Source organism: Pseudomonas sp. MYb193 (assembly GCF_002966775.1).
Classification (GTDB): domain Bacteria; phylum Pseudomonadota; class Gammaproteobacteria; order Pseudomonadales; family Pseudomonadaceae; genus Aquipseudomonas; species Aquipseudomonas paracarnis.
Genome location: NZ_CP023269.1, coordinates 3,423,434 through 3,445,341 on the forward strand (window position 1 = coordinate 3,423,434; position 21,908 = coordinate 3,445,341).

19 protein-coding genes are annotated in these 21,908 nt (G+C 60.5%); 11 read left to right on the forward strand and 8 right to left on the reverse strand.

Annotated elements, in window-relative coordinates; all coding sequences use genetic code 11:
* Positions 1–13: 13 nt before the first annotated feature.
* Positions 14–1,738, forward strand: coding sequence for a ubiquinone-dependent pyruvate dehydrogenase (gene poxB, locus CLM72_RS15490; protein ID WP_034126070.1), 1,725 nt, complete (start codon positions 14–16; stop codon positions 1,736–1,738).
* A 123-nt stretch (positions 1,739–1,861) separates the two neighbouring features.
* Here poxB and CLM72_RS15495 read toward each other — a convergent pair whose 3' ends face one another.
* Positions 1,862–2,419, reverse strand: coding sequence for an NADPH-dependent FMN reductase (locus CLM72_RS15495; protein ID WP_105227049.1), 558 nt, complete (start codon positions 2,417–2,419; stop codon positions 1,862–1,864).
* Between the two features lie 227 nt (positions 2,420–2,646).
* Here CLM72_RS15495 and CLM72_RS15500 point away from each other — a divergent pair, with 227 nt between their 5' ends.
* Entirely contained in the window at positions 2,647–2,883 is a 237-nt protein-coding gene (locus tag CLM72_RS15500; protein WP_105227050.1) for a hypothetical protein, read from the forward strand.
* 49 nt (positions 2,884–2,932) lie between these two features.
* Here the strand turns inward: CLM72_RS15500 and CLM72_RS15505 are convergent, their stop codons facing one another.
* On the reverse strand, positions 2,933–3,271 hold the full coding sequence (locus CLM72_RS15505; protein WP_105227051.1) for a hypothetical protein: 339 nt from the start codon (positions 3,269–3,271) through the stop codon (positions 2,933–2,935).
* A gap of 183 nt (positions 3,272–3,454) precedes the next feature.
* On the opposite strand from CLM72_RS15505, the gene CLM72_RS15510 reads away from it, so the two are divergent.
* The gene (locus CLM72_RS15510; RefSeq protein ID WP_105227052.1) at positions 3,455–4,363 is read left to right on the forward strand and encodes a LysR substrate-binding domain-containing protein; all 909 of its coding nucleotides are present in this window, start codon (positions 3,455–3,457) and stop codon (positions 4,361–4,363) included.
* Positions 4,364–4,390: 27 nt separating this feature from the next.
* Here the strand turns inward: CLM72_RS15510 and CLM72_RS15515 are convergent, their stop codons facing one another.
* The 5 genes from CLM72_RS15515 to CLM72_RS15535 form a co-directional block, all read right to left on the reverse strand.
* Positions 4,391–4,960, reverse strand: a complete 570-nt coding sequence (locus CLM72_RS15515; protein WP_019820276.1) for a GNAT family N-acetyltransferase — start codon at positions 4,958–4,960, stop codon at positions 4,391–4,393.
* A gap of 20 nt (positions 4,961–4,980) precedes the next feature.
* A complete protein-coding gene (locus tag CLM72_RS15520; protein ID WP_054897499.1) occupies positions 4,981–7,236 on the reverse strand; it encodes an Orn/Lys/Arg decarboxylase N-terminal domain-containing protein in 2,256 nt (751 codons plus the stop codon).
* Positions 7,237–7,748: 512 nt separating this feature from the next.
* Entirely contained in the window at positions 7,749–8,489 is a 741-nt protein-coding gene (gene dnaQ / locus CLM72_RS15525) for a DNA polymerase III subunit epsilon (RefSeq protein ID WP_164692278.1), read from the reverse strand.
* 199 nt (positions 8,490–8,688) lie between these two features.
* A complete protein-coding gene (gene rnhA / locus CLM72_RS15530) occupies positions 8,689–9,141 on the reverse strand; it encodes a ribonuclease HI (protein WP_003173571.1) in 453 nt (150 codons plus the stop codon).
* Positions 9,142–9,172: 31 nt separating this feature from the next.
* Positions 9,173–9,931 carry a class I SAM-dependent methyltransferase gene (locus tag CLM72_RS15535; RefSeq protein ID WP_034126074.1) on the reverse strand — a complete coding sequence of 253 codons (759 nt, stop codon included), beginning with the start codon at positions 9,929–9,931 and terminating at the stop codon, positions 9,173–9,175.
* Positions 9,932–9,996: 65 nt separating this feature from the next.
* Between CLM72_RS15535 and gloB the strand changes: the two genes are divergently transcribed.
* The 8 genes from gloB (at position 9,997) to CLM72_RS15575 (ending at position 20,785) form a co-directional block, all read left to right on the forward strand.
* Positions 9,997–10,764 (forward strand): hydroxyacylglutathione hydrolase, encoded by a 768-nt coding sequence (gloB, locus tag CLM72_RS15540; protein WP_105227053.1) that lies wholly within the window; start codon positions 9,997–9,999, stop codon positions 10,762–10,764.
* A gap of 98 nt (positions 10,765–10,862) precedes the next feature.
* Positions 10,863–12,263, forward strand: coding sequence for a transglycosylase SLT domain-containing protein (locus tag CLM72_RS15545; RefSeq protein WP_003190692.1), 1,401 nt, complete (start codon positions 10,863–10,865; stop codon positions 12,261–12,263).
* Positions 12,264–12,499: 236 nt separating this feature from the next.
* Complete coding sequence (locus CLM72_RS15550; RefSeq protein ID WP_105227054.1) at positions 12,500–14,329, forward strand: extracellular solute-binding protein; 1,830 nt, start codon at positions 12,500–12,502, stop codon at positions 14,327–14,329.
* Entirely contained in the window at positions 14,326–16,158 is a 1,833-nt protein-coding gene (locus CLM72_RS15555; RefSeq protein ID WP_105227055.1) for an extracellular solute-binding protein, read from the forward strand. The genes CLM72_RS15550 and CLM72_RS15555 overlap by 4 nt, the downstream gene beginning before the upstream one ends.
* Positions 16,159–17,232: a microcin C ABC transporter permease YejB gene (locus tag CLM72_RS15560; RefSeq protein ID WP_034126078.1), complete on the forward strand. Its 1,074-nt coding sequence runs from the start codon at positions 16,159–16,161 to the stop codon at positions 17,230–17,232.
* Between the two features lies 1 nt (position 17,233).
* The gene (locus CLM72_RS15565) at positions 17,234–18,253 is read left to right on the forward strand and encodes an ABC transporter permease (RefSeq protein WP_003190688.1); all 1,020 of its coding nucleotides are present in this window, start codon (positions 17,234–17,236) and stop codon (positions 18,251–18,253) included.
* Between the two features lies 1 nt (position 18,254).
* Positions 18,255–19,856: an ABC transporter ATP-binding protein gene (locus tag CLM72_RS15570; protein WP_105227056.1), complete on the forward strand. Its 1,602-nt coding sequence runs from the start codon at positions 18,255–18,257 to the stop codon at positions 19,854–19,856.
* Positions 19,857–19,891: 35 nt separating this feature from the next.
* Positions 19,892–20,785: an AraC family transcriptional regulator gene (locus CLM72_RS15575; RefSeq protein ID WP_105227057.1), complete on the forward strand. Its 894-nt coding sequence runs from the start codon at positions 19,892–19,894 to the stop codon at positions 20,783–20,785.
* On the opposite strand, the gene CLM72_RS15580 is transcribed toward CLM72_RS15575, so the two are convergent.
* Positions 20,727–21,314 (reverse strand): LysE family translocator, encoded by a 588-nt coding sequence (locus CLM72_RS15580; protein ID WP_054897493.1) that lies wholly within the window; start codon positions 21,312–21,314, stop codon positions 20,727–20,729. The genes CLM72_RS15575 and CLM72_RS15580 overlap by 59 nt on opposite strands.
* Positions 21,315–21,908: the final 594 nt, after the last annotated feature.

Genomic DNA, 21,908 nt, shown 5'->3' on the forward strand with positions numbered 1-21,908 from the left:
ATTGGAGTTCCTCATGGCGAAAATCAACCTGGCCCAGCAGTTGGCGACCACCCTGGAACAAGCGGGTATCAAGCGTATCTGGGGGCTGACCGGCGACAGCCTCAATGGCCTGACCGACGCCCTGCGCAGCATGGACAGCATCGAGTGGATGCATGTGCGCCACGAGGAGGTTGCCGCCTTCGCCGCCGGTGCCGAAGCGGCGGCCACCGGCGAGTTGACGGTGTGCGCCGGCAGTTGCGGGCCGGGTAACCTGCATTTGATCAATGGTTTGTTCGATTGCCATCGCAACCATGTGCCGGTGCTGGCGATTGCCGCGCAAATTCCGTCCTCGGAGGTTGGCCTGAATTACTTTCAGGAAACCCATCCCCAGGAACTGTTCAAGGAATGCAGCCACTTTATCGAGCTGGTGAGCAACCCTGAACAGATGCCTCAAGTGCTGCACCGTGCCATGCGTTCGGCGATCCTCAACCGAGGCGTGGCGGTGGTGGTGATTCCGGGGGATGTGTCGCTGCTGGAGGTGGAAGATAAGCTCAAGCCTTGGCCGGCCTTGCACGCACCGCGCACCCTGCCGGTTGAGCAGGACTTGCAGCGCCTCACCGACATGCTCCAGAGCAGCGAGAAAGTCACCCTGCTGTGTGGCAGCGGCTGTGCCGGTGCCCACGATCAAGTGGTGGCGCTGGCCGACGCCCTCGGCGCGCCGGTGGTTCACGCACTGCGGGGCAAGGAGCACGTGGAGTGGGATAACCCGTTCGACGTCGGCATGACCGGCCTGATCGGTTTCAGCTCCGGCTACCACGCCATGCTCGATTGCGACACCTTGGTCATGCTCGGCACCGACTTCCCTTATCGCCAGTTCTACCCGACCGACGCCAGGATCATCCAGGTGGACCGCAACCCCCAAGCCCTGGGGCGCCGTGCGACCTTGGACCTGGGCATCGCCGCCGATGTCAGTGAAACCATCGACGCGCTGTTGCCGCGCCTGACCCGCAAGACCGATCGCAGCTTCCTCGAAACCTCCCTCAAGCACTACGAAAAAGCCCGCCAAGGCCTGGATGACCTGGCGCAACCGTCCAAGGCCGGCCGGCCGATTCATCCCCAGTATGTGGCGCGCTTGCTCAGCGAACTGGCCGATGATGATGCGATCTTTACCGCCGATGTCGGCTCACCCACCGTGTGGGCAGCGCGCTATCTGAAGATGAACGGCAAGCGCCGGCTGATCGGCTCGTTCAACCATGGCTCGATGGCCAACGCCATGCCTCAGGCTATCGGCGCCCAGGCGGCGTTCCCTGGACGGCAGGTGATCTCGATGTCCGGGGACGGTGGTTTCACCATGTTGATGGGGGATTTCATTTCCCTGGCGCAGCTGCAATTGCCGGTCAAACTCGTGGTGTTCAACAATTCGTCCCTGGGCTTTGTCGCCATGGAGATGAAGGCTGCGGGTTACCTGGACACCGGCACCGAGCTGAAAAACCCGGACTTCGCGGCCATGTCCAATGCCATGGGCATTTTGGGCATACGTGTGGAGCAATCCGAAGACCTGGAACCGGCACTGCGCCGCGCCCTGGCCCACGATGGCCCGGTGTTGGTGGACGTGGTGACCGCGACTCAGGAACTGGTGATGCCGCCGAGCATCAAGCTGGAACAGGCCAAGGGGTTCAGCCTGTACATGCTCAAGGCGGTGATGAGCGGGCGTGGCGATGAGGTTATCGAACTGGCACGCACCAACTGGTTGCGATAACCCCCTACTGTAGGAGCGAGCTTGCTCGCGAAGATCGTTAACGGTAACGCTGACATCCTGAATGAACGCGTCGTCGTCGAGTTTTTCGCGAGCAAGCTCGCTCCTACAGGTGCCGGGCTAATTTCAGCCTTTCTGTTTTTCCACCCACTTGCCGTAGGCATCGATGAATGCCTGCAGGAACGGCTTAGTCTTTTCCGACACCCTCCCCGCCTCATCGAACACACTGCCTGCCCCGCCCAAGTAGGCTTCCGGCTGTTGCATGCACCACACATCCAGGAACACCAGGGACTGGCGCAAATGGTGGTTGGCGCCAAAGCCGCCAATGGCACCCGGCGACACGCTGATGATCGCCCCCGGCTTGCCACTCCAGGCGCTTTGCCCGTATGGGCGCGAACCCACGTCGATGGCATTTTTCAAGGCCGCCGGCACGGAGCGGTTGTATTCGGGGGTGACGAACAGCACCGCGTCGGATGAACTCACTTGTTTGCGGAAAGTACTGTAGGCTGCGGGCGGTGTTGCACCGTCGATGTCCTCGTTGTAGAGCGGCAAGTCGCCGATTTCAACAATGTTCAACTTGAGATTGGCAGGGGCCAGTTCGGCCAGGGCCAGGGCGACCTTGCGGTTGATCGACTCTTTTCTCAAGCTGCCCACCAGGACGGCAATCGTGTAGACCTTGCTCATTGAGGTTTCCCGACTTCTGAATAAAGGAGCCTGTAGTTATAGAGGCTTCGCGACGCGTTCACCAGAGGGTTGTGCGGATTCCCTCGCCGTTTTCCTTGCAAGCACTTGCGTAGGAAGCGTCTGAAAATATCAGCGAATAGTATTTTTTTCTTATAGGTAAACTACCCCGCTCCCTGACGGTCTACAGAACCGCAAATCGAGTGTTTATCTCCAGAGGTTCTAAACAGATGGCTGCAGTACTTGTTGGACAGTTTCATGCCAGAGACGCGGAAGGCCGCGTGTATTCGGTGCATGAGTTCCAGGAATCCAACCCGGCGCAAGGCGACGTGGCCGGATCGACGCCCACCACGACCTACAAGCTGGCCATTGGCGACCGTGTAGAAAAGCTGGAAGGTGATGAATTCAAACTGATCCAGTCGGGCACCATTCTCGTGCGCGAGTCCGAAACTACTCTGGCATCGTAAGCGCTTGCCTTGTTCACCTGCTCAGTCCTGGCGACTGGGCTGGGGACGTTCATGGGCGGCGGATCTGCGTCACCTCTATGCCCTGCTCGTCTTGCTTGAGCGTCACCAGCACCTGGCCGTGTTCCCCTTGCACGGTAAACATCGAGCGCTTGTAACCTGCCGCATTGTACGCGGGGTAAGCCTCCACCTCCCTGACCAGGGTGATCACCACGACTGCGCCCACCTGCTCGCCCACCTGTTGCTGGGAGCGAATAAAGGCTTCCAGTGCGAGGTTGTCCGGCGTCGGTTCATCCTGATGATTGAAGAAGTAAGCCGCCAGGCCTCCCACGGTCACCAGGACCACGAGTTGCTTGGCCGTTACCCCGAAGAACGTCGAGGGTAGAGGCATATGAGACCAGACCTGTTTTTTATTTTAAGTACCGGGAAACCGGCAGGGGTCGTTGCTGATCAGACCCGCCATTCTAATGGGGTCCTGGCTGAGCGCCATAGGCCGGGACGACCCCGGCAGTCTTTTTTGCGCACGAAGGCCTGCGCCATTGAATCCCCTGCGCACTGCACATAGACTCCGGCCATGCGTTTACGTCATATCGAAGTGATTCAGGCCATCTTGCAGACCGGCCACCTCGGCACCGCCGCCGAGTGGTTGCAACTCCCCGTGGGCGAAGTAGACGCCACCCTCAAGGACGCTGAGCAGCAACTGGGCTTCATGCTGTTCGCCAGCGTGCGCGGGCGCTTGCAGGCCACCCGGGAAACCCTGGAATTGCAGGCACAAATCACTGCTCTGTACGAAGCCCTGGAGCCGCTGCAACGCCTTGCCAGCCGCTTGAAACACCATCATGCGCCGCCCCTGCGCGCGCTCTGCACGCCGCCGCTGGCCAACCAACTGTTGCCGCAGAGCATTGCTGCGCTGCGTCGACGTTTCCAGGACATGCCGTGCAACCTGTCGAGCCAGCCAGTTGGCGAGATCATCAACAGCCTGCTGTTGCATGAAGCCGATGTGGGCCTTAGCCTGCATGACCCTGAGCATCCACACATCCAAAGCACGGTGCTGGCCCAAGGCAAATTGCAGTTGCTGGCCCCCCATGGCTGGCTCAAGCCCAAGCAAAAATACATTGCGCTGCAGGAGTTGGCCGGCCAGTCGTTGATCGGCCTTGAAGGCCATGACCCGCTCAGTCGCTTGCTGGATGCCAAGCTGCACGCCCTGCGGCCGTTGCCCGTGGTGCAGACGCGGGTGCAAACCTACCCGATGATGCGCGGCCTGGTGGAGGCCGGAGAAGGCCTGGCGATTGTCGACCCGTTCACCGCCTTGGGTGCACGCGAGTCCGGGCTTGATGCGTGCCCGGTGTCGCCACCGATAGTGGTCAGCCTGTATGCGCTGACCTTGAAAGACGCTGCACCCTCCCCGGCATTGAATGCGCTGCTGGAAATCGTCATCCAGAAAGCCGAAAGCCTGCTTGGCAACGACACCAAGCCCCTGTAGGAGCTAGCAAGCTCGCGCCTACAGGGGTCAGACAGCCTCCACCTGCGCCTTGAACAACCGATACCAGAAAATCGCGACCTCGCGGGTTTGCGGGTCAATCCCGCGATAACGCAGTTGATCAATGCCGCCCATTACATAGCCACAACGCTCATACAGGCGACAGGCGCCGAGGTTGTTGTTCTGGGTCTCAAGCATCATGCCCGGCAGGTTCTTCTTGCGAGCCCAGAACTGCGCCACGTCCAACAACGACTTGGCCACGCCATGTCGGCGCGCCGGTAACGCCACGGCCAACTCGTCAACATGGGCGAAACCGTTCCAGTTGGTGCTGACCACGATATGCCCCACTGCGCGGTCATCCAGGTACGCCATGAAGATCGAGCTGTCGGCGGCATCACGGAAACTGGCGAACTCTTCCGGGTCGATGCCATAGCACTTGCGGTACGGCAGCACTTTTTCCACCGGCCATTGTTCGACGCGCTGGCCCATTTGCGGCACCCCATAGGCACTGACTTCAAAGCTGAAATCATTGCCCCACACATAGGCATCAAAACCTTCGTCGGCGACTCGCACACTGAGCCCTGGATACTTCGGGTTCATTACAGCTTGCATAGACTTCCTTAACCCTTGATGCAGTCGACGGTATAACGACGGCCACTGCCGTCATCTTCGTGTTGCAGCCCATGCACATCCGCGACAAAACCGGGGAAACTGCTATCGAACGTGCGGGCAAATGCCAGGTAATCGATGATTGAACGGGTTGACTCGGTGAAGCGTTCGCCGGGCATGATCAGTGGTATGCCCGGCGGGTAAGGCACCAGCATCACAGCGGCGATGCGTCCTGCCAAGGCATCGATGCAGACCGCCTCCACCTCGCCCCTGACCAACTGGTCGTAGGCATCGGCGGGTTTCATCGCGATTTGCGGCAATACCGTATACATACGCTTGAGGTGCCTGGCCGTGGCATTGCTACGGTAACAGCTGTGCAACTGGTCGCAAAGGTCGCGCAGGCCCAGGCCTTGATAGCGTGCCGGGCCTTGGGCATACACCGACGGCAAGCAAGTGGCCAGGCTGACATTGGCATCGTAGCTACGCTTGAACTCCAGCAGCTCGGTGAGCAAGGTGCTCCATTTACCTTTGGTAATGCCCATGGAAAACAGCACGAGAAACGAATACAGCCCAGTCTTCTCCACCACCAGCCCGCGCTCCCAGAGGAACTTGCTGACCACTGCAGCGGGAATCCCACACTCGCTCAAGGCCCCACCGGCGTTGAGGCCAGGCATCACCAGCGTGACTTTGATCGGGTCCAGCAGCACGTAGTCCTCTACCACGTCGCCAAAGCCATGCCACTCATCCCCAGGATGCAACAACCAATCCGCCGTGGCGACCCGGTCGATGCCCGCGACCGAGGGTGGCTGCCAGATGGAGAACCACCAGTCTTCGGCCGCGATATGCTGACGCAGGTTGGCCAGGGCACGACGAAAACTCAAGGCCTCGTCGAACATTTCCTGGAGCAGCGAGCGCCCGGCCGGGCCTTCCATCATTGCCGAGGCCACATCCAGCGACGCGATGATGCTGTATTGCGGCGAGGTGGAGATATGCATCATGAAGGCTTCATTGAAGCGGTCACGGTCCAGTTGCCGTGCGCCGCCGTCCTGCACGTGGATCATCGACGCCTGGCTGAATGCCGCCAGCAACTTATGCGTACTGTGGGTGGTGAACACCAAGGGGCTGTCCGGCGTGCGCGAGGTACCCATGCCATAACGCCCGGCGAAGAACTCGTGAAAGGCGGCGTAGGCATACCAGGCCTCATCAAAATGCAGCACCTCGACACTGTTGCCCAGTTGCTGCTTGATCAGTTCGGCGTTGTAACACAGGCCGTCATAGGTGGAGTTGGTCACCACCGCCAATTTCACTTTCGGTGGTCGCCCACGGGTCAAGGGGCTGGCGTCGATCTTGGCGCGGATCGACTCAGGACTGAATTCGCTCAGGGGGATCGGGCCGATGATCCCCAGCTCGTTGCGCTCCGGGCACAGGTACAGCGGGATCGCGCCGGTCATGATGATCGAATGCAACACCGACTTGTGGCAATTGCGGTCTACCAGCACCAGGTCATCGCGCCCCACCATGGAATGCCAGACGATCTTGTTGGCGGTGGACGTGCCGTTGATCACGAAGAACGTATGGTCGGCGCCAAAGTTGCGCGCGGCGCGGGCCTCGGCTTCGGCCAAGGGCCCGGTGTGATCGAGCAGCGAGCCCAGTTCGGGCACCGATACCGACAAGTCAGAGCGCAGGGTGTTTTCCCCGAAGAACTGATGAAACGCCTGCCCCACCGGGCTTTTGCGATAGGCCACGCCACCGCCATGACCGGGGGTGTGCCAGGAATAATTGGAATCGGCGGTGTGTTGCACCAGCGCCTTGAAGAACGGCGGCAACAGGCCATCCAGGTAAGTGCGTGCGGCGCGGGCGACCTGGCGCGCCAGAAACGGCACGGTGTCTTCGAACAGATAAAGGATGCCGCGCAGCTGGTTGAGCTCGCTCATGGCATCGGCGGGGGCGTTTTCCAGGGTGACTTGCTCGCCCAGCGCAAAGATCGGCAGGTTGGGTGCGCGCAGGCGCGCCAAGCGAATCAACTCCACCATGTTCTGCAACAGATGAGTGTTTTCCCCGGCGCCTTCGGCGGCAATCAGCATGCAGGCCAGACCGTGATGGGTAGCGGCCACCAGCCGCCCCTCGGCGTAGTCCACCGCAGAAAAAATACTGAAGCCCTCTTGTTCCAACTCCCTGGCGATGCCTCTAACCCGGTCACCGGCAACGGTGTCGGCCTTGATGTCACGGTGCACGATCAGAACAGGGAACTTCAGGTCTTTGTACATGAGCACTCTTACTCCGGAGGCTTTGCACAAGGGTAGAAGCTGGAAGCAAAAGTGGCGAATGAAGATTTCACAGGTGTTCGAGAGGTGTCTACATAAGTCGCGAGGGAGCTTGCTCCCGTGACGGCCCGCCTGCCGGGCCATACCTGCCTGACACCCCGCGATCAAACTGTGGGAGCTGGCTTGCCTGCGATAGCGGCCTGCCAGCCGACACTTATCTACCTGAGGCTCCGCGATCCAAATGTCGGTGGGCTGGACCGGCACTCCGGTTTTTCCAAAGTGACCCGCTGTCAGAGCGGAACGCTAAGTGGCCGTTACCGCAGGAATGGAGATGTACCCAATCCAACCGTGTTGACTGTCAGGCCGCATTCGCGAGCAAGCCCGCTCCCACAGTTTGATCGCGCAGCGTCAGGTAGATAGGTGTTGGCTGGCAGGCCGTCACGGGAGCAAGCTCCCTCGCCACAGATGCAACTGTGTAAGTACCCATGGCTGCAAGCCTGCTCCTACATGAGCGGTTATTGCTGAGTGAGTTGAGTCCACAACGCCGGCGCACCGGCTGCCTTGGCAATCGCCTCCAGCCTTGCCGCATGCTCGGCCAGGTCCTGCTCGCTGGCACGGATGATCGGCGTCGGCTTGCGATCAGCTGGCAAGCGGCGGATTTCCGAAGGGCGGTTGCCCGACCCTTCCGCCGAACCGCTGCCATCGGATGCATTACCGGCCAGGGACAGGCTGGTCTGCCCGCCGGTCATGGTCAGGTAAACGTCGGCCAGGATCTCGGAGTCAAGCAAGGCGCCGTGGAGTTCACGGCCGGAGTTGTCGACGCCATAGCGCTTGCACAAGGCATCGAGGCTGTTGCGCTGGCCCGGGTGACGCTCGCGGGCCATCATCAGGGTATCGAGGATCGTACAGTGCTGGGAGATGTCCGCACGGTCGGTCTGCCCCATCAGGGCAAATTCGTTGTTGATGAAGCCGATGTCGAACGCCGCGTTATGGATGATCAACTGGGCGCCATTGATGAATTCGAAGAACTCATCGGCCACTTCGGCGAAGCGCGGCTTGCCCTTGAGGAATTCGTCAGTGATGCCGTGGACGCCAATCGCGCCCTCGTCACTGTCGCGGTCCGGTTGCAGGTAGACGTGGAAGTGGCGGCCGGTCAGGCGGCGCCCCATCAGTTCGACACAGCCGATTTCGATGATCCGGTGACCATCGGTCACCGGCATGCCGGTGGTTTCGGTATCGAGTACAACAGATCGGATGGCCATCAGGGTTCAGCTCTCAACGGTTCGGTACAGTTCAAGGGGCGGGATATTAGCACGCCCTGTAAACGAAGCGCCCATGGCCCCCAACCCCCGGTGGACACCCAACAGTTATTTACAAGGTTTAGCAAAGTGGATTCGCCACATGCGATGGCGGCGTTGAAGCAGCGGCTCGAGCGGCCGCTGCGATGTCGTTGATTCAGCTCTGCTTGTACCCGCGCACTTCATCCACGCCACGGTTGGCCAACTGGTCGGCGCGCTCGTTGCCAGGGTGGCCGATGTGCCCGCGTACCCATTTCCAGGTGATGTCGTGACGGTTGCACTGTTCATCGAGCAATTGCCACAGGTCGGCGTTCTTGACCGGCTCCTTGGCCGCCGTTTTCCAGCCGCGCTTTTTCCAGTTGACCATCCACTCGTTGATGCCCTTCATCACATATTGCGAGTCGGTCACCAGCAGTACGTTGCAACGCCGCTTGAGTTCTTCGAGGCCGCGAATGGCGCCCATCAATTCCATACGATTATTGGTGGTATTGGCTTCGCCGCCCCACAGTTCCTTCTCCACGCCCTTGCACACCAGCAAGGCGCCCCAGCCGCCTGGGCCCGGGTTGCCTTTGCAGGCGCCATCGGTGAAGAGTTCTACGCTATCGGTCATCGGTTATTCGGCCTGAAATCAAAAAGAGGTTTTACGGTTCGCCTTGTTCGCGGTTGACCTTGGCCAACGGCATCGGCACGAGCTTGCCGATCGGCTCGCGGCGCACTTGCTGCAACGGTCTCAGCCCGACCACGATCTTGCGTGCAACCAACAAATAGAAGCCGCCACCCGACAGCTGCCAGGCTCCTGCCCGGCGTTCCCAACCGGCCAGACGGCCCTGCCACTTGGCAGTCGCAAGCGGCGGACGATAGCACCCGAAGCGGCGTTTCTCCAGCGCGAAGCCCAGCAGGTTGAGCCAGTCGCCCACCCGCGATGGCGCGATGCAACGCGCCTGGCGCAGTCCGTCATGGGCGAACACACGGCGCAGGCCCCAACTGCTCCAGGGGTTAATGCCGACAATCAGCAAATGGCCACCAGGGCGCACGCTGCTCGCCGCTTCGCGCAACAAACCGTGGGGTGACAAGCAGAAATCCAGGCCGTGCTGCAACACCACCACATCGGCGGCGTGTTCGCTCAAGGGCCAGGCCTGTTCCTCGCAGACGATCTCCACGCCCGGCAACGGTGCACCCAGGCGCACATTGCGTTGCACCTGCGGCGCCGATGGAGGCGTGTCGGCCGACGGTCCGTAATGCACCAGGTAGCCACCAAAGAACCGGCCCAGCTCGTCTTCGAGCATGCGCCGCTCTTCTTCCAGCAAAAACTGCCCAATCGGCCCGGACAACCATTCGCGGGCCGCGCTGATCAGGGCCAGCCACTCAGGATCGGCCTGGGCGAACGCTTTATCAGTCATTGCATTCTCCAACTCGCCTAGACGTTCTAAGATGCACCAATGTGTTCAGCTTGGCGAATCGAAGAATGATACAGATCAGTGCCCTACCCGCCTTTACCGACAACTACATCTGGTTGTTACAAGACCCTACGACCCAGCGCTGCGCCGTGGTCGACCCCGGCGATGCCACGCCAGTGCTGGCCTGGCTCAAGCAGAATGCCGAGTGGCGCCTCAGCGACATACTGGTTACCCACCATCACCATGATCATGTAGGCGGTGTCGAGCAACTGAAAAATGCCACCGGCGCCAAGGTTTATGGCCCTGCAAACGAAAAGATCCCGGCGCGGGATGTGGCCTTGCACGATAACGACCATATCCGCGTGCTGGGCTGGGACTTCGACGTGTACGCCGTGCCAGGCCACACCCTCGGCCACATCGCCTTTTATCACCAAGGCGTATTGCTGTGTGGCGATACCTTGTTCGCCGCCGGTTGCGGTCGCCTGTTCGAAGGTACACCCGAACAGATGTACAACTCTCTGGGACGCCTGGCCGCCCTGCCCGCCGATACGCAGGTGTACTGCACCCATGAATACACGCAAAGTAACTTGAAATTTGCCCAAGCCGTGGAACCGCACAATGCCGACATCGCCGAACGTGTGGAAAATGTCGCCCAACTTCGCGCCCGTGGCGAGATGACGCTGCCCTCCAACCTGGCCTTGGAAAAACGTACTAACCCTTTTCTGCGCACCGCTGAAACATCCGTTAAACAAAAAGCGGACGAACGGAACGGCCGCGACAACCGCTCTGGGGCCGAGGTGTTTGCTAGCTTGAGGGCTTGGAAAGATAAGTTCTAACCAGATGCAATCTGATACGTAATTTCTGAATGGTTGACCGGAACCAAAGCGCTTTCTAGAATCGCCCGACATTTTTGCCCGGAACTTACTTCCAGCCAATGTCGTCATCTATTCGTAAATCCATTTCTTCAGACGCATTGACCCGCCTGGCTCAAGCCGTGGCGGTGGCCGTTTCCGCAACTCTGGCGGGCTGCCAATCGACTCATTACGCTGCACAATCCACCGTGCAACCCAAACCGAATCTTGCTGCCAAGATCAAGCAAAAACCTATTTGGCTATCAGAGAAGCCCAGCCCCGAAGTACCCCAGGACGTCTGGGAACGCATGCGTCGGGGCTTTCAATTGCAGGACGGTGTCGGCGTCAACCCGCGCATCGAGCAACAGCGCCTGTGGTTCGCCAGCAACCCCTCCTTTCTGGAGAATGCCGGCGAACGCGGCAGCCTCTACATTCATTACATCGTCGAACGCCTTGAAGAACGCAACATGCCCCTGGAGCTGGCGCTGCTGCCAGTGATTGAAAGTGCCTACAACCCGATGGCTTATTCGCGCAGCGATGCGGTCGGCTTATGGCAGTTCATTCCCTCCACCGGGCGCTACTTCAACCTGCGCCAGACCCGCGCCTACGATGGCCGCCGCGATATCACCGCTTCCACCACCGCCGCCCTGGACTATCTGACGCGTCTGCATGACATGTTCAACGGCGACTGGCTGCTGGCCCTGGCGGCCTATAACGCCGGCGAAGGCACCGTCAGCCGGGCGATCGAGCGCAACGAAAAGCTCGGCCTGCCCACCGACTACTGGAACCTGCCTCTGCCCCAGGAAACCAAGGACTATGTGCCCAAGTTCCTGGCCTTGTCCCAAGTAGTACTGGCGCCCGAAGCCTACGGCGTCAACCTGAACCCGATTGCCAACACGCCGTACTTCGAGGTCGTTGAAGTCAAGCAAAGCATGGACCTGTCACGGGTTGCCGCGCTGGCCGAGATCGACGAAGACGAACTGTTCCAGCTCAACCCGGCCTTGAAACAACGCACCACCCTGGACGGCCCCCAGCATCTGCTGGTGCCGACCTCCAAGGCCCAACTGCTGACCAGCACCCTTTCGACGATGAAGCCGGAAGAGTTGCTGAGCATGCGCCCTAAGAAGCCGGTGTTCGACGAAGTCGAGACCAAGGCGGTTGCCGGGCGTACCCGCAGCTACAAGGTACGCAGTGGCGACAACCTCACACTGATCGCCAAGGCCAACAAGGTCGATGTGCATGACCTGCAGCGCTGGAACAAGCTCAACGGCCAGGCCCTCAAGGTCGGCCAGACCCTGGTAATGCAGGACACGCGTAAAGTCGCGGCGAAAAAACCGGTGCAGTACAAGGTCAAGAAAGGTGACTCGCTGTACATGGTGGCCAAGCGCTTCAATGTCGAGATGCAACATCTCAAGCGTTGGAACCCGCGCACCGGCCAGGCATTGAAACCAGGGCAGATGCTGGTGGTTTCCGGGCCGCGCTAATACCTCGGGGAGAGCTGGCTTGTGTGGGAGCTGGCTTGCCTGCGATGCAGGCACCTCGGTCTATCAGTCAGACCGCAGTGATGCTATCGCAGGCAAGCCAGCTCCCACATTTGACCTTCACACCGTCCAATAGCTTGCAGTCCGCAAAATGGCCTTCCCGACAGCCTTTTTCCAACCGGAACAAGCTGTTACTGTACCGATCATAAAGCCCAAGCCGCCTGGATCGGATCTCTGACTTGAAGCGTCCCCTCCTTCTACTAATAAGTCTGGCCTTGAGCTTTGCAGCGAACGCGACGATCACCGAAAGCCACGGTTATGCGCAGTTCGGCACACTCAAGTACCCGGCCAAATTCACCCATTACGATTGGGTAAACCCTGCAGCGCCCAAAGGCGGGACATTGCGGGTGATGGCATTTGGCACCTTCGATACGCTCAACCCCTACACCTTCAAAGGTTCAAGCCCGGTTTCCACCGCCAATTTCCTGCAGTACGGCGTCAACGAGCTCAATGAACCCTTGATGGTGGGCACCGGGCAATACGCGCCGTCCGGCGATGAACCCACCTCAAGCTATGGCCTGATTGCCCAATCGGTGGAATACAGCGAGGACCGCAGTTGGGTGGTGTTCAACCTGCGCCCCGAAGCGCACTTTCACGACGGCAAGCCGATCACCGCCGATGACGTAGCGTTCTCCTATCGCACCCTGCTGACCGAAGGCCATCCGCAGTACCGCACCAACCTGCAGGAAGTGGCCCGGGTCGACATCCTCAACCCCCACCGTATCCGCTTTGTGTTCAAGCGCGCCGGCAACCCCTTGCTGATCCTGCGCCTGGGCGAGTTGCCGGTGCTGCCCCAGCACTATTGGAAAAACCGTGACTTCAAGGCCACCACCTTCGAGCCGCCCCTGGGCAGTGGGCCTTATCGCATCACCAAGGTTGCGCCTGGGCGGCAACTGGTGTTTGAACGGGTCAAGGATTACTGGGGCAAAGACCTGCCGGTCAACCAGGGTTTCTATAACTACGACAAGGTCGAAGTGGAGTTCTATCGCGACAGTGACGTGGCCTTTGAAGCCTTCAAGGCCGGTGAATTCGATATTTATATCGAGCATCAGGCCAAAAACTGGGCCACAGGCTACACCTTCCCGGCGGTCAACCGCGGCGATGTGATCAAGGCGCAGATCGCCCATCAGATCCCCACTCAAAGCCAGGGCCTGTTCATGAATACCCGGCGACCGGCGTTCAGCCAGGCCAAGGTGCGCGAAGCCCTGGGGTTGATGTTCGATTTTGAATGGACCAACCGCACGCTGTTCAGCAGCGCCTATAAGCGTTCGGTGAGCTATTACCCCAACAGTGAATTCTCGGCCACCGGCCTGCCCGTGGGCCATGAGTGGTTGATGCTCTCGCCCTACCGCGACCAACTGCCGGCCGCGCTGTTTACCCAGCCGTTCAGCCTGCCGCACACCGACGGCCGCGGCATCCCCCGCGAAACCCTGCGCCAGGCCCTGGCCCTGCTCGGCGAGGCCGGCTGGAAACTGTCGGGGCAGCGCCTACTGGATAAGGACGGGCAACCGCTGCGTCTGGAAATCCTGCTGGTCAACCCGAACCTTGAGCGCATCCTGCAACCTTATGTCGAAAATCTGACCCGCATCGGCATCGACGCCCGCTTGCGCACCGTTGACCGCGCACAGTACAAACAGCGCCTCGATCAATTCGATTTCGACATGATTCTGATGACCCTCAACCAGACCTTGAGCCCCGGCCTTGAGCAGTGGCAGTACTTCCACTCCAGCCAGGCCGCAATCAAGGGCAGCAAGAATTACGCCGGTATCGCCAACCCGGTGGTCGACCACCTGCTGGACCAACTGCTGGCGGCGCAGACCCGCGAAGAACAACTGGCCGCCGGCCGCGCCCTGGACCGGGTGCTGCTGTGGCAGCACTACAGCATTCCCAACTGGTACCTCAACTATCATCGCCTGGCGTACCGCAACCGGTTCGCCTTCGTCACCACGCCGCCCTACAGCCTGGGTCTGAGCGCGTGGTGGCTGAAAGCTTCGGAGAAAGCCCAATGATGTCCTTGCGTACTACCCTGCTCGCCAGCCTGTTGCTGTGCACTGCGGCGCACGCCGCGCCACAACATGCGCTGACTCTCTACAACGAGCCCCCCAAGTACCCCGCCGGCTTCAAGCATTTTGACTACGTAAACCCCGACGCCCCCAAGGGCGGCACCTTCCGCGAATCGGCCATGGGCGGCTTCGACAGCCTCAACCCCTACATCAGCAAGGGCGTGCCGGCGGATAACCTGCCGCTGATCTACGACACCCTGGCCATGCAGAGCCTGGACGAACCCATCACCGAATACGGCCTGGTGGCCGGCAAGATCGAAAAAGCCCCGGACAACAGCTGGGTGCGCTTCTACCTGCGCCCCGAAGCGCGCTTCCATGACGGCCACCCGATACGCGCCGAAGACGTGGTGTTTACCTTCCAGACCCTGATCAAGGAAGGCAACCCGCTGTACCGCAACTACTACGCCGACGTCGATGAGGTGGTGGCCGAAGACCCGTTGCGCGTGCTGTTCAAGTTCAAGCGCACCAACAACCGCGAGTTGCCGTTGATCCTTGGGCAGTTGCCAGTACTGCCCAAACACTGGTGGGCCAGCCGGGATTTTTCCAAGGGCAACCTGGAAATCCCCCTGGGCAGCGGGCCTTACCAAGTGGCCGAGGTCAAGCCGGGCCGCATGATTCGCTACGAGCGGGTCAAGGATTATTGGGCCAAGGACCTGCCGGTCAATAAGGGCTTCTACAACTTCGATACCCGCATCACCGATTACTACCGCGACAGCACTGTCTCCCTGGAAGCCTTGAAGGCCGGGCAGTTCGACTACTGGCTGGAGTTCAGCGCCAAGAACTGGGCCAATGCCTACAACATTCCAGCGGTGAAAGAAGGCCGCTTGATCAAGGAAGAAATCCCCAACGGCAACCCTACCGGCATGCAGGGTTTTGTGTTCAACATGCGCAAGCCGATGTTCCAGGACGTGCGGGTGCGCAAGGCCATCAGCCTGTTGCTGGATTTCGAATGGAGCAACAAGCAGCTGTTCAACGGTGCCTACACCCGTACCCGCAGCTATTTCGAAAACTCGGAAATGGCCGCCACCGGCCTACCCGGTCCGGACGAGCTGGCGATTCTCGAGCCGCTGCGCGACAAGATCCCTGGCGAAGTCTTCACCCAGGCGTTCGAACCGTCCCACACCGACGGCAGCGGCATGATCCGCACCCAGCAACGCGAGGCCTACCAACTGCTGCAGGAAGCGGGCTGGAAGATTGTTGACGACAAAATGGTCGACAGCACCGGCAAGCCAGTGACCATTGAGTTCCTGCTGGCCCAGACCGAGTTCGAGCGCATCCTGCTGCCGTTCAAGCGCAACCTGGCAGACCTGGGCATCGATCTGGTGATTCGTCGCGTGGACGTCTCGCAGTTCGTCAACCGCTTGCGCTCACGCGACTTCGACATGCTGGTGGGCAGCTTCCCGCAATCCACCTCGCCGGGTAACGAGCAGCGCGAGTTCTGGAAATCCTCCAGCGCCGACAAGCCCGGCAGCCGCAACTACATGGGCCTCAAGGACCCTGCGGTCGACCAGTTGGTGGAAGAGCTGATCGACGCCGGTTCGCGCCAAAGCCTGATCGCCCACGCCAGGGCGCTGGATCGTGTGCTGCAGTTTGGTTACTACGTGATTCCCAACTGGCACATCAAGACCTTCCGCGTGGCGTATTGGGACCACCTGGGCCACCCCAAGGTCTCGCCACGCTACGACGTCGGCACCGCGACCTGGTGGAGCAAACCCGACGTCACACCTGCCGTCCCCCTGGACACACGCGCCGATACGGCGAGCGGAGGCGATTAAATGCTGGCCTATATTGTTCGCCGCCTGTTGCTGATCATCCCCACGCTGTTCGGGATCTTGCTGATCAACTTCGTCATCATCCAGGCCGCTCCCGGCGGCCCGGTGGAGCAAATGATCGCCAAGCTCGAAGGCTTCGACGGCGCCACCAGCCGCATTGCTGGCGGCGGCGCCGAAGTCGCGGTGGCCGGTTCCAGCTACCGTGGCGCCCAGGGCCTGGACCCGGCGCTGATCAAGGAAATCGAAAAGATGTACGGCTTCGACAAGTCGGCGCCGGAACGCTTGTGGATCATGGTCAAGAACTACGCCCAGCTGGACTTCGGTGACAGCTTTTTCCGAGACGCCAAGGTCATCGACCTGATCAAGGAAAAGATGCCGGTGTCCATTTCCCTCGGGTTGTGGAGCACCCTGATCATGTACCTGGTGTCCATCCCCTTGGGGATCGCCAAGGCCACGCGCCACGGTAGCCATTTCGATGTGTGGACCAGCTCGGCGATCATCGTCGGCTACGCGATACCGGCGTTCCTGTTTGCTATTTTGCTGATCGTGGTGTTTGCCGGTGGCAGTTATTTCGACTGGTTCCCCTTGCGCGGGCTCACCTCCAACAACTTCGAGGAGTTGAGTTGGGGCGGCAAGATCCTCGATTACTTCTGGCACCTGGCGCTGCCTGTCACCGCCCTAGTGATCGGCAACTTCGCGACCATGACCCTGCTGACCAAGAACAGCTTTCTCGACGAGATCAACAAGCAGTACGTGGTCACCGCCAAGGCCAAGGGCCTGACCAATCGCCGCGTGCTGTATGGCCACGTGTTCCGCAACGCGATGCTGCTGGTGATCGCCGGTTTCCCTTCGGCCTTCATTGGCATCTTCTTTACCGGCTCGTTGCTGGTGGAGGTGATCTTCTCCCTCGACGGCCTGGGCCTGATGAGCTTTGAAGCGGCGATCAACCGTGACTACCCGGTGGTGTTCGGCACGCTGTTTATCTTCACCCTGCTGGGGCTGATCGTGAAACTGATCGGCGACCTCACCTACACCCTGGTCGATCCGCGTATCGACTTTGCCAGCCGGGAGCATTGAGATGAACCTGTCCCCCCTCAATCGCCGCCGGTTCGAGCGGTTCAAGGCCAACAAGCGTGGCTGGTGGTCGCTGTGGCTGTTCCTGGTACTGTTCGTGCTGAGCCTGGGCGCCGAGTTGATCGCCAACGACAAGCCCCTGGCGGTGCACTTCGACGGCGGCTGGTACTTCCCGGCGCTCAAGCGCTACCCGGAGACTACCTTCGGCGGTGAATTCCCGCTGGAAGCCAACTACAAGAGCCCGTACATCCAGGAACTGCTAAAAGCCAAGGACGCCTGGACCTTGTGGGCGCCGATTCCGTTCAGCTACCAGAGCATCAATTACGACCTGAAAGTCCCGGCCCCGGCGCCGCCGTCCTCGGTCAACCTGCTGGGCACCGATGACCAGGGGCGTGATGTGCTCGCGCGGGTGATCTACGGCTTTCGCGTGTCGGTGCTCTTCGCCCTGACCCTGACCATACTCAGCTCAATCATCGGCGTGATTGCCGGCGCCTTGCAGGGCTTCTATGGCGGTTGGGTCGACCTGGCCGGGCAACGCTTCCTGGAGATCTGGTCCGGCTTGCCGGTGCTCTACCTGTTGATCATCCTGGCCAGCTTCGTGCAACCCAACTTCTGGTGGCTGCTGGGGATCATGCTGTTGTTTTCCTGGATGAGCCTGGTGGATGTGGTACGCGCCGAGTTCCTGCGCGGACGCAACCTGGAGTACGTGCGGGCTGCGCGGGCGTTGGGCATGCAGAACGGCGCCATCATGTTTCGCCACATCCTGCCCAATGCGATGGTCTCGACCATGACCTTCCTGCCCTTCATCCTTACCGGCGCCATTGGCACCCTGACCGCCCTGGACTTTCTCGGCTTCGGGCTGCCGGCAGGTTCGCCGTCGCTGGGTGAGCTGGTGGCCCAGGGCAAATCCAACCTGCAAGCGCCGTGGCTGGGCATGAGTGCCTTTGCGGTGCTGGCGATCATGTTGAGCCTGCTGGTGTTTATCGGCGAGTCCGCTCGCGATGCGTTCGACCCGAGGAAATGAGATGAATCCGGACAACCTGATCGAAATCCGCGACCTCAGTGTCGAGTTCGTCACCGGCGAGCATCATCACCGGGTGGTCAACCACGTGAGCTTCGACATCAAGCGCGGCGAAACCCTGGCGCTGGTGGGTGAAAGCGGTTCGGGCAAATCGGTCACCGCCCATTCGATCCTGCGCCTGCTGCCCTACCCGTTGGCCAGGCATCCGTCGGGCACTATCGAGTATTCAGGGCAAGACCTGCTGACGCTCAAAGAGAAGACCCTGCGGCATATACGCGGCAACCGCATTGCGATGATCTTTCAGGAGCCGATGACCTCGTTGAACCCGCTGCACTCCATCGAAAAACAGATCAACGAAGTGCTCGGCCTGCACAAGGGCCTGACCGGCAAGGTCGCCACCGAGCGCACGTTGGAATTGCTGGAGCTGGTGGGTATCCCCGAGCCACACAAACGCCTCAAGGCGTTGCCCCACGAGCTGTCCGGCGGCCAGCGCCAGCGGGTGATGATCGCCATGGCCCTGGCCAACGAGCCGGAGTTGTTGATTGCCGACGAGCCGACCACGGCGCTGGATGTCACCGTGCAGTTGAAGATCCTGGAATTGCTCAAGGAGCTGCAGGCGCGGCTGGGCATGGCGCTGTTGCTGATCAGCCACGACCTCAACCTGGTACGGCGCATCGCCCACCGTGTGTGCGTGATGCAGCAAGGTTGCATCGTTGAACAGGCCGATTGCGAGACACTGTTCCAGTCGCCCCAACACCCCTACACCCAGGAACTGCTCGCGGCGGAGCCCAGTGGCGGTCCGGCCAACAACGCGGTCGGCCCACCGCTGCTGGAAGTGGATGACCTTAAAGTCTGGTTTCCGATCAAGAAAGGCTTTTTGCGCAATACCGTGGATTACGTCAAGGCCGTGGACGGCATCAACTTCAGCCTGCCTCAGGGGCAAACCCTGGGCATCGTTGGCGAAAGTGGCTCGGGCAAGTCCACCCTGGGCCTGGCAATTTTGCGCCTGATCGGCAGCCAGGGCGGGATTCGCTTCGAAGGCCAGCAACTGGACCGCCTCAGCCAACAGCAGGTGCGCCCGTTGCGCCGGGAAATGCAGGTGGTGTTCCAGGACCCGTTCGGCAGCCTGAGCCCGCGCATGTGCGTCAGCGAGATCGTTGGCGAAGGCCTGCGTATCCACAAGATGGGCACGCCCGCCGAACAAGAAGCGGCGATTATCGCGGCGCTCAAGGAGGTGGGCCTGGACCCCGAATCCCGGCATCGCTACCCCCATGAATTCTCCGGCGGCCAGCGCCAACGCATCGCCATTGCCCGAGCGCTGGTGCTCAAGCCGCGCCTGATCCTGCTGGACGAACCCACCTCGGCCCTGGACCGCACGGTACAACGCCAGGTGGTAGAGTTGCTGCGCGGCTTGCAGGCCAAGTACAACCTGACCTACCTGTTTATCAGCCATGACCTGGCGGTGGTTAAGGCGCTGAGTCACCAATTGATGGTGGTCAAGCAAGGCCAGGTGGTGGAGCAAGGCGATGCCCAGGCTATTTTTGCCGACCCGCAACATGCCTATACCCGGCAGTTGCTCAAGGCCGCTTTTTTGGTACCGGCCTGACGTAACGCGGGTGAAAATGCAGGAGAAATAACGCCATGTCGCTCAGCCCGATCGCCCGTCCCGCAGACACGCCGCGCTTCTGGCGCGACGAACGCCTGCCGTTCATCGAAGCCCGCAGCATCGCCGACGGGCGCAAGGTCACCTATACCCGACACGCCCATGAGCATTTTTCCATCGGCGCGATCACCACGGGCTGCAGCTATTACCACTACGGCGCGCACACCTTCGAAATCAGCGCCGGCACCGTGGTGCTGATGAACCCCGGCGATGTGCATGCGTGCAACCCCATCCATGACCAGCCCTGGTCCTACCACATGCTATACCTCGACACGCCCTGGCTGACCGACCTGCAATACCAGCTGGGGTTCAGTACCGACCAGGGCTACCGGCCATTCGACACACCCCATACTCGCGACACCGGGCTGTACCACGGCTTGCTCGACCTGTACCGCACGCTTGTGGATGAACAGGCCGAACTGCTGCAAAAACAGAGCGCGCTGGTGAGTTACTTCACCGAGGTGCAACAGCGCCTGAATCCTCCGTTGACGCCGGTACGCGAGGTCAACCACAAACTGGAACGCGCCGCCGACTACATCCGCGCCCACTGCACGCAGGCCTTGAAACTCGAAGACATCTGCCAGGCCGCCGAGCTGTCGCCGTCTTATCTGATCCGCGCATTCAAGCACTATTACGGCTTGACGCCCCACGCCTTCATGGTCAACCGCCGCATCCAGTTCGCCCGCAGCCAACTGCGCAATGGCGCACTGATTGCCGACGTCGCCCTGGCCGCGGGCTTTGCCGACCAGGCACACTTCCAGCGCACCTTCAAACAACACTTCGCGGCCACGCCGGGGCAATACCGCGAGAACCTCAAGCCATCAGCAAATAACCCACACTGGCCACCAGCAACGCGGCCATTGAGCGGTTAAACAGGCGCACACCTTTGGGGTTGTTCAAGTAGCGGCGCAAAAACGTCCCCGCATACGCCCAGCACGCCACCGACAGGTAGCAGATCACCAGGTAAAGCGCGGCAAACAACCACACCTGCGCCGCATCGCCATCGGCCACGAACAACCCCATGCCTGCCACACACGCCAGCCAGGCTTTCGGGTTGAGCCACTGCATGATCGCGCCATACAACATCGACGGCGCGGTGTGCGCACCGTCAGCGTCCAGCCGGCCATCATCCACCGCCAGCTTCCAAGCCATATACAACAAGAACGCCACGCCGCCCCAGCGGATCAATTGAATCAGGATCGGCCAGCGCACCAATACTTCATGCAACCCCAGGCCGATCAACACCAATAACAAGGTAAAACCCACGGCGGCGCCGAAGACATGTTTCTGACTGGCGACGAAACCAAAACGTGCGCCAGAACTTAAAGCGACCACATTCACCGGTCCCGGCGTGATGGACGTGGCCAGGGCAAAGGCGGCCATGGAGAGAATCAAGCTCATTGCAGTTCCTTTTGTGATCCCAAACGAGGTTTAGATCACGGTACCGCGCAGGGACACGAGGGTATTGAAGAAAATGCCCCTGGGTACTTCAGAAACGGACGCTGATCTGATTAGTGCCCCCGCGATCAACTGTGGGAGCTGGCTTGCCTGCGATGGCGGCCGTTCAATCGACAGAGATGTCGAATGTGCCGCCCACAGGTAACCACGATGCGAAGCGAGCCGCTCTTGATCTTGATCTTGATCTTGATCTGCTTTTGATCTTGATCTCAGGCGCCCCGTTAAACCACGCTGGCCGAACGCAGGCTTGAATTCGTGGGTAACCCGGCAGGACGCCGGGTTAGCCGCCCCGCGCCATGGATGGCGCGTGGCGGCGGCCCACGGATTCAAGCCTGTGTTCGGGCACACCGAGCCTAAGCGAGGTGCCGAGTGGTGGGGCAAGAGCGCTTTGGTTACTTTCGCGCTTTTCGAAAGTGACCCGCCGTCAGGGCGGAACCCTAAGTAGCCGTTACCGCAGGAATGGATATGTACACAATCCAGCTGTGTTGGCTGTCAGGCCGCTATCGCAGGCAAGCCAGCTCCCACAGTTGGATCGCG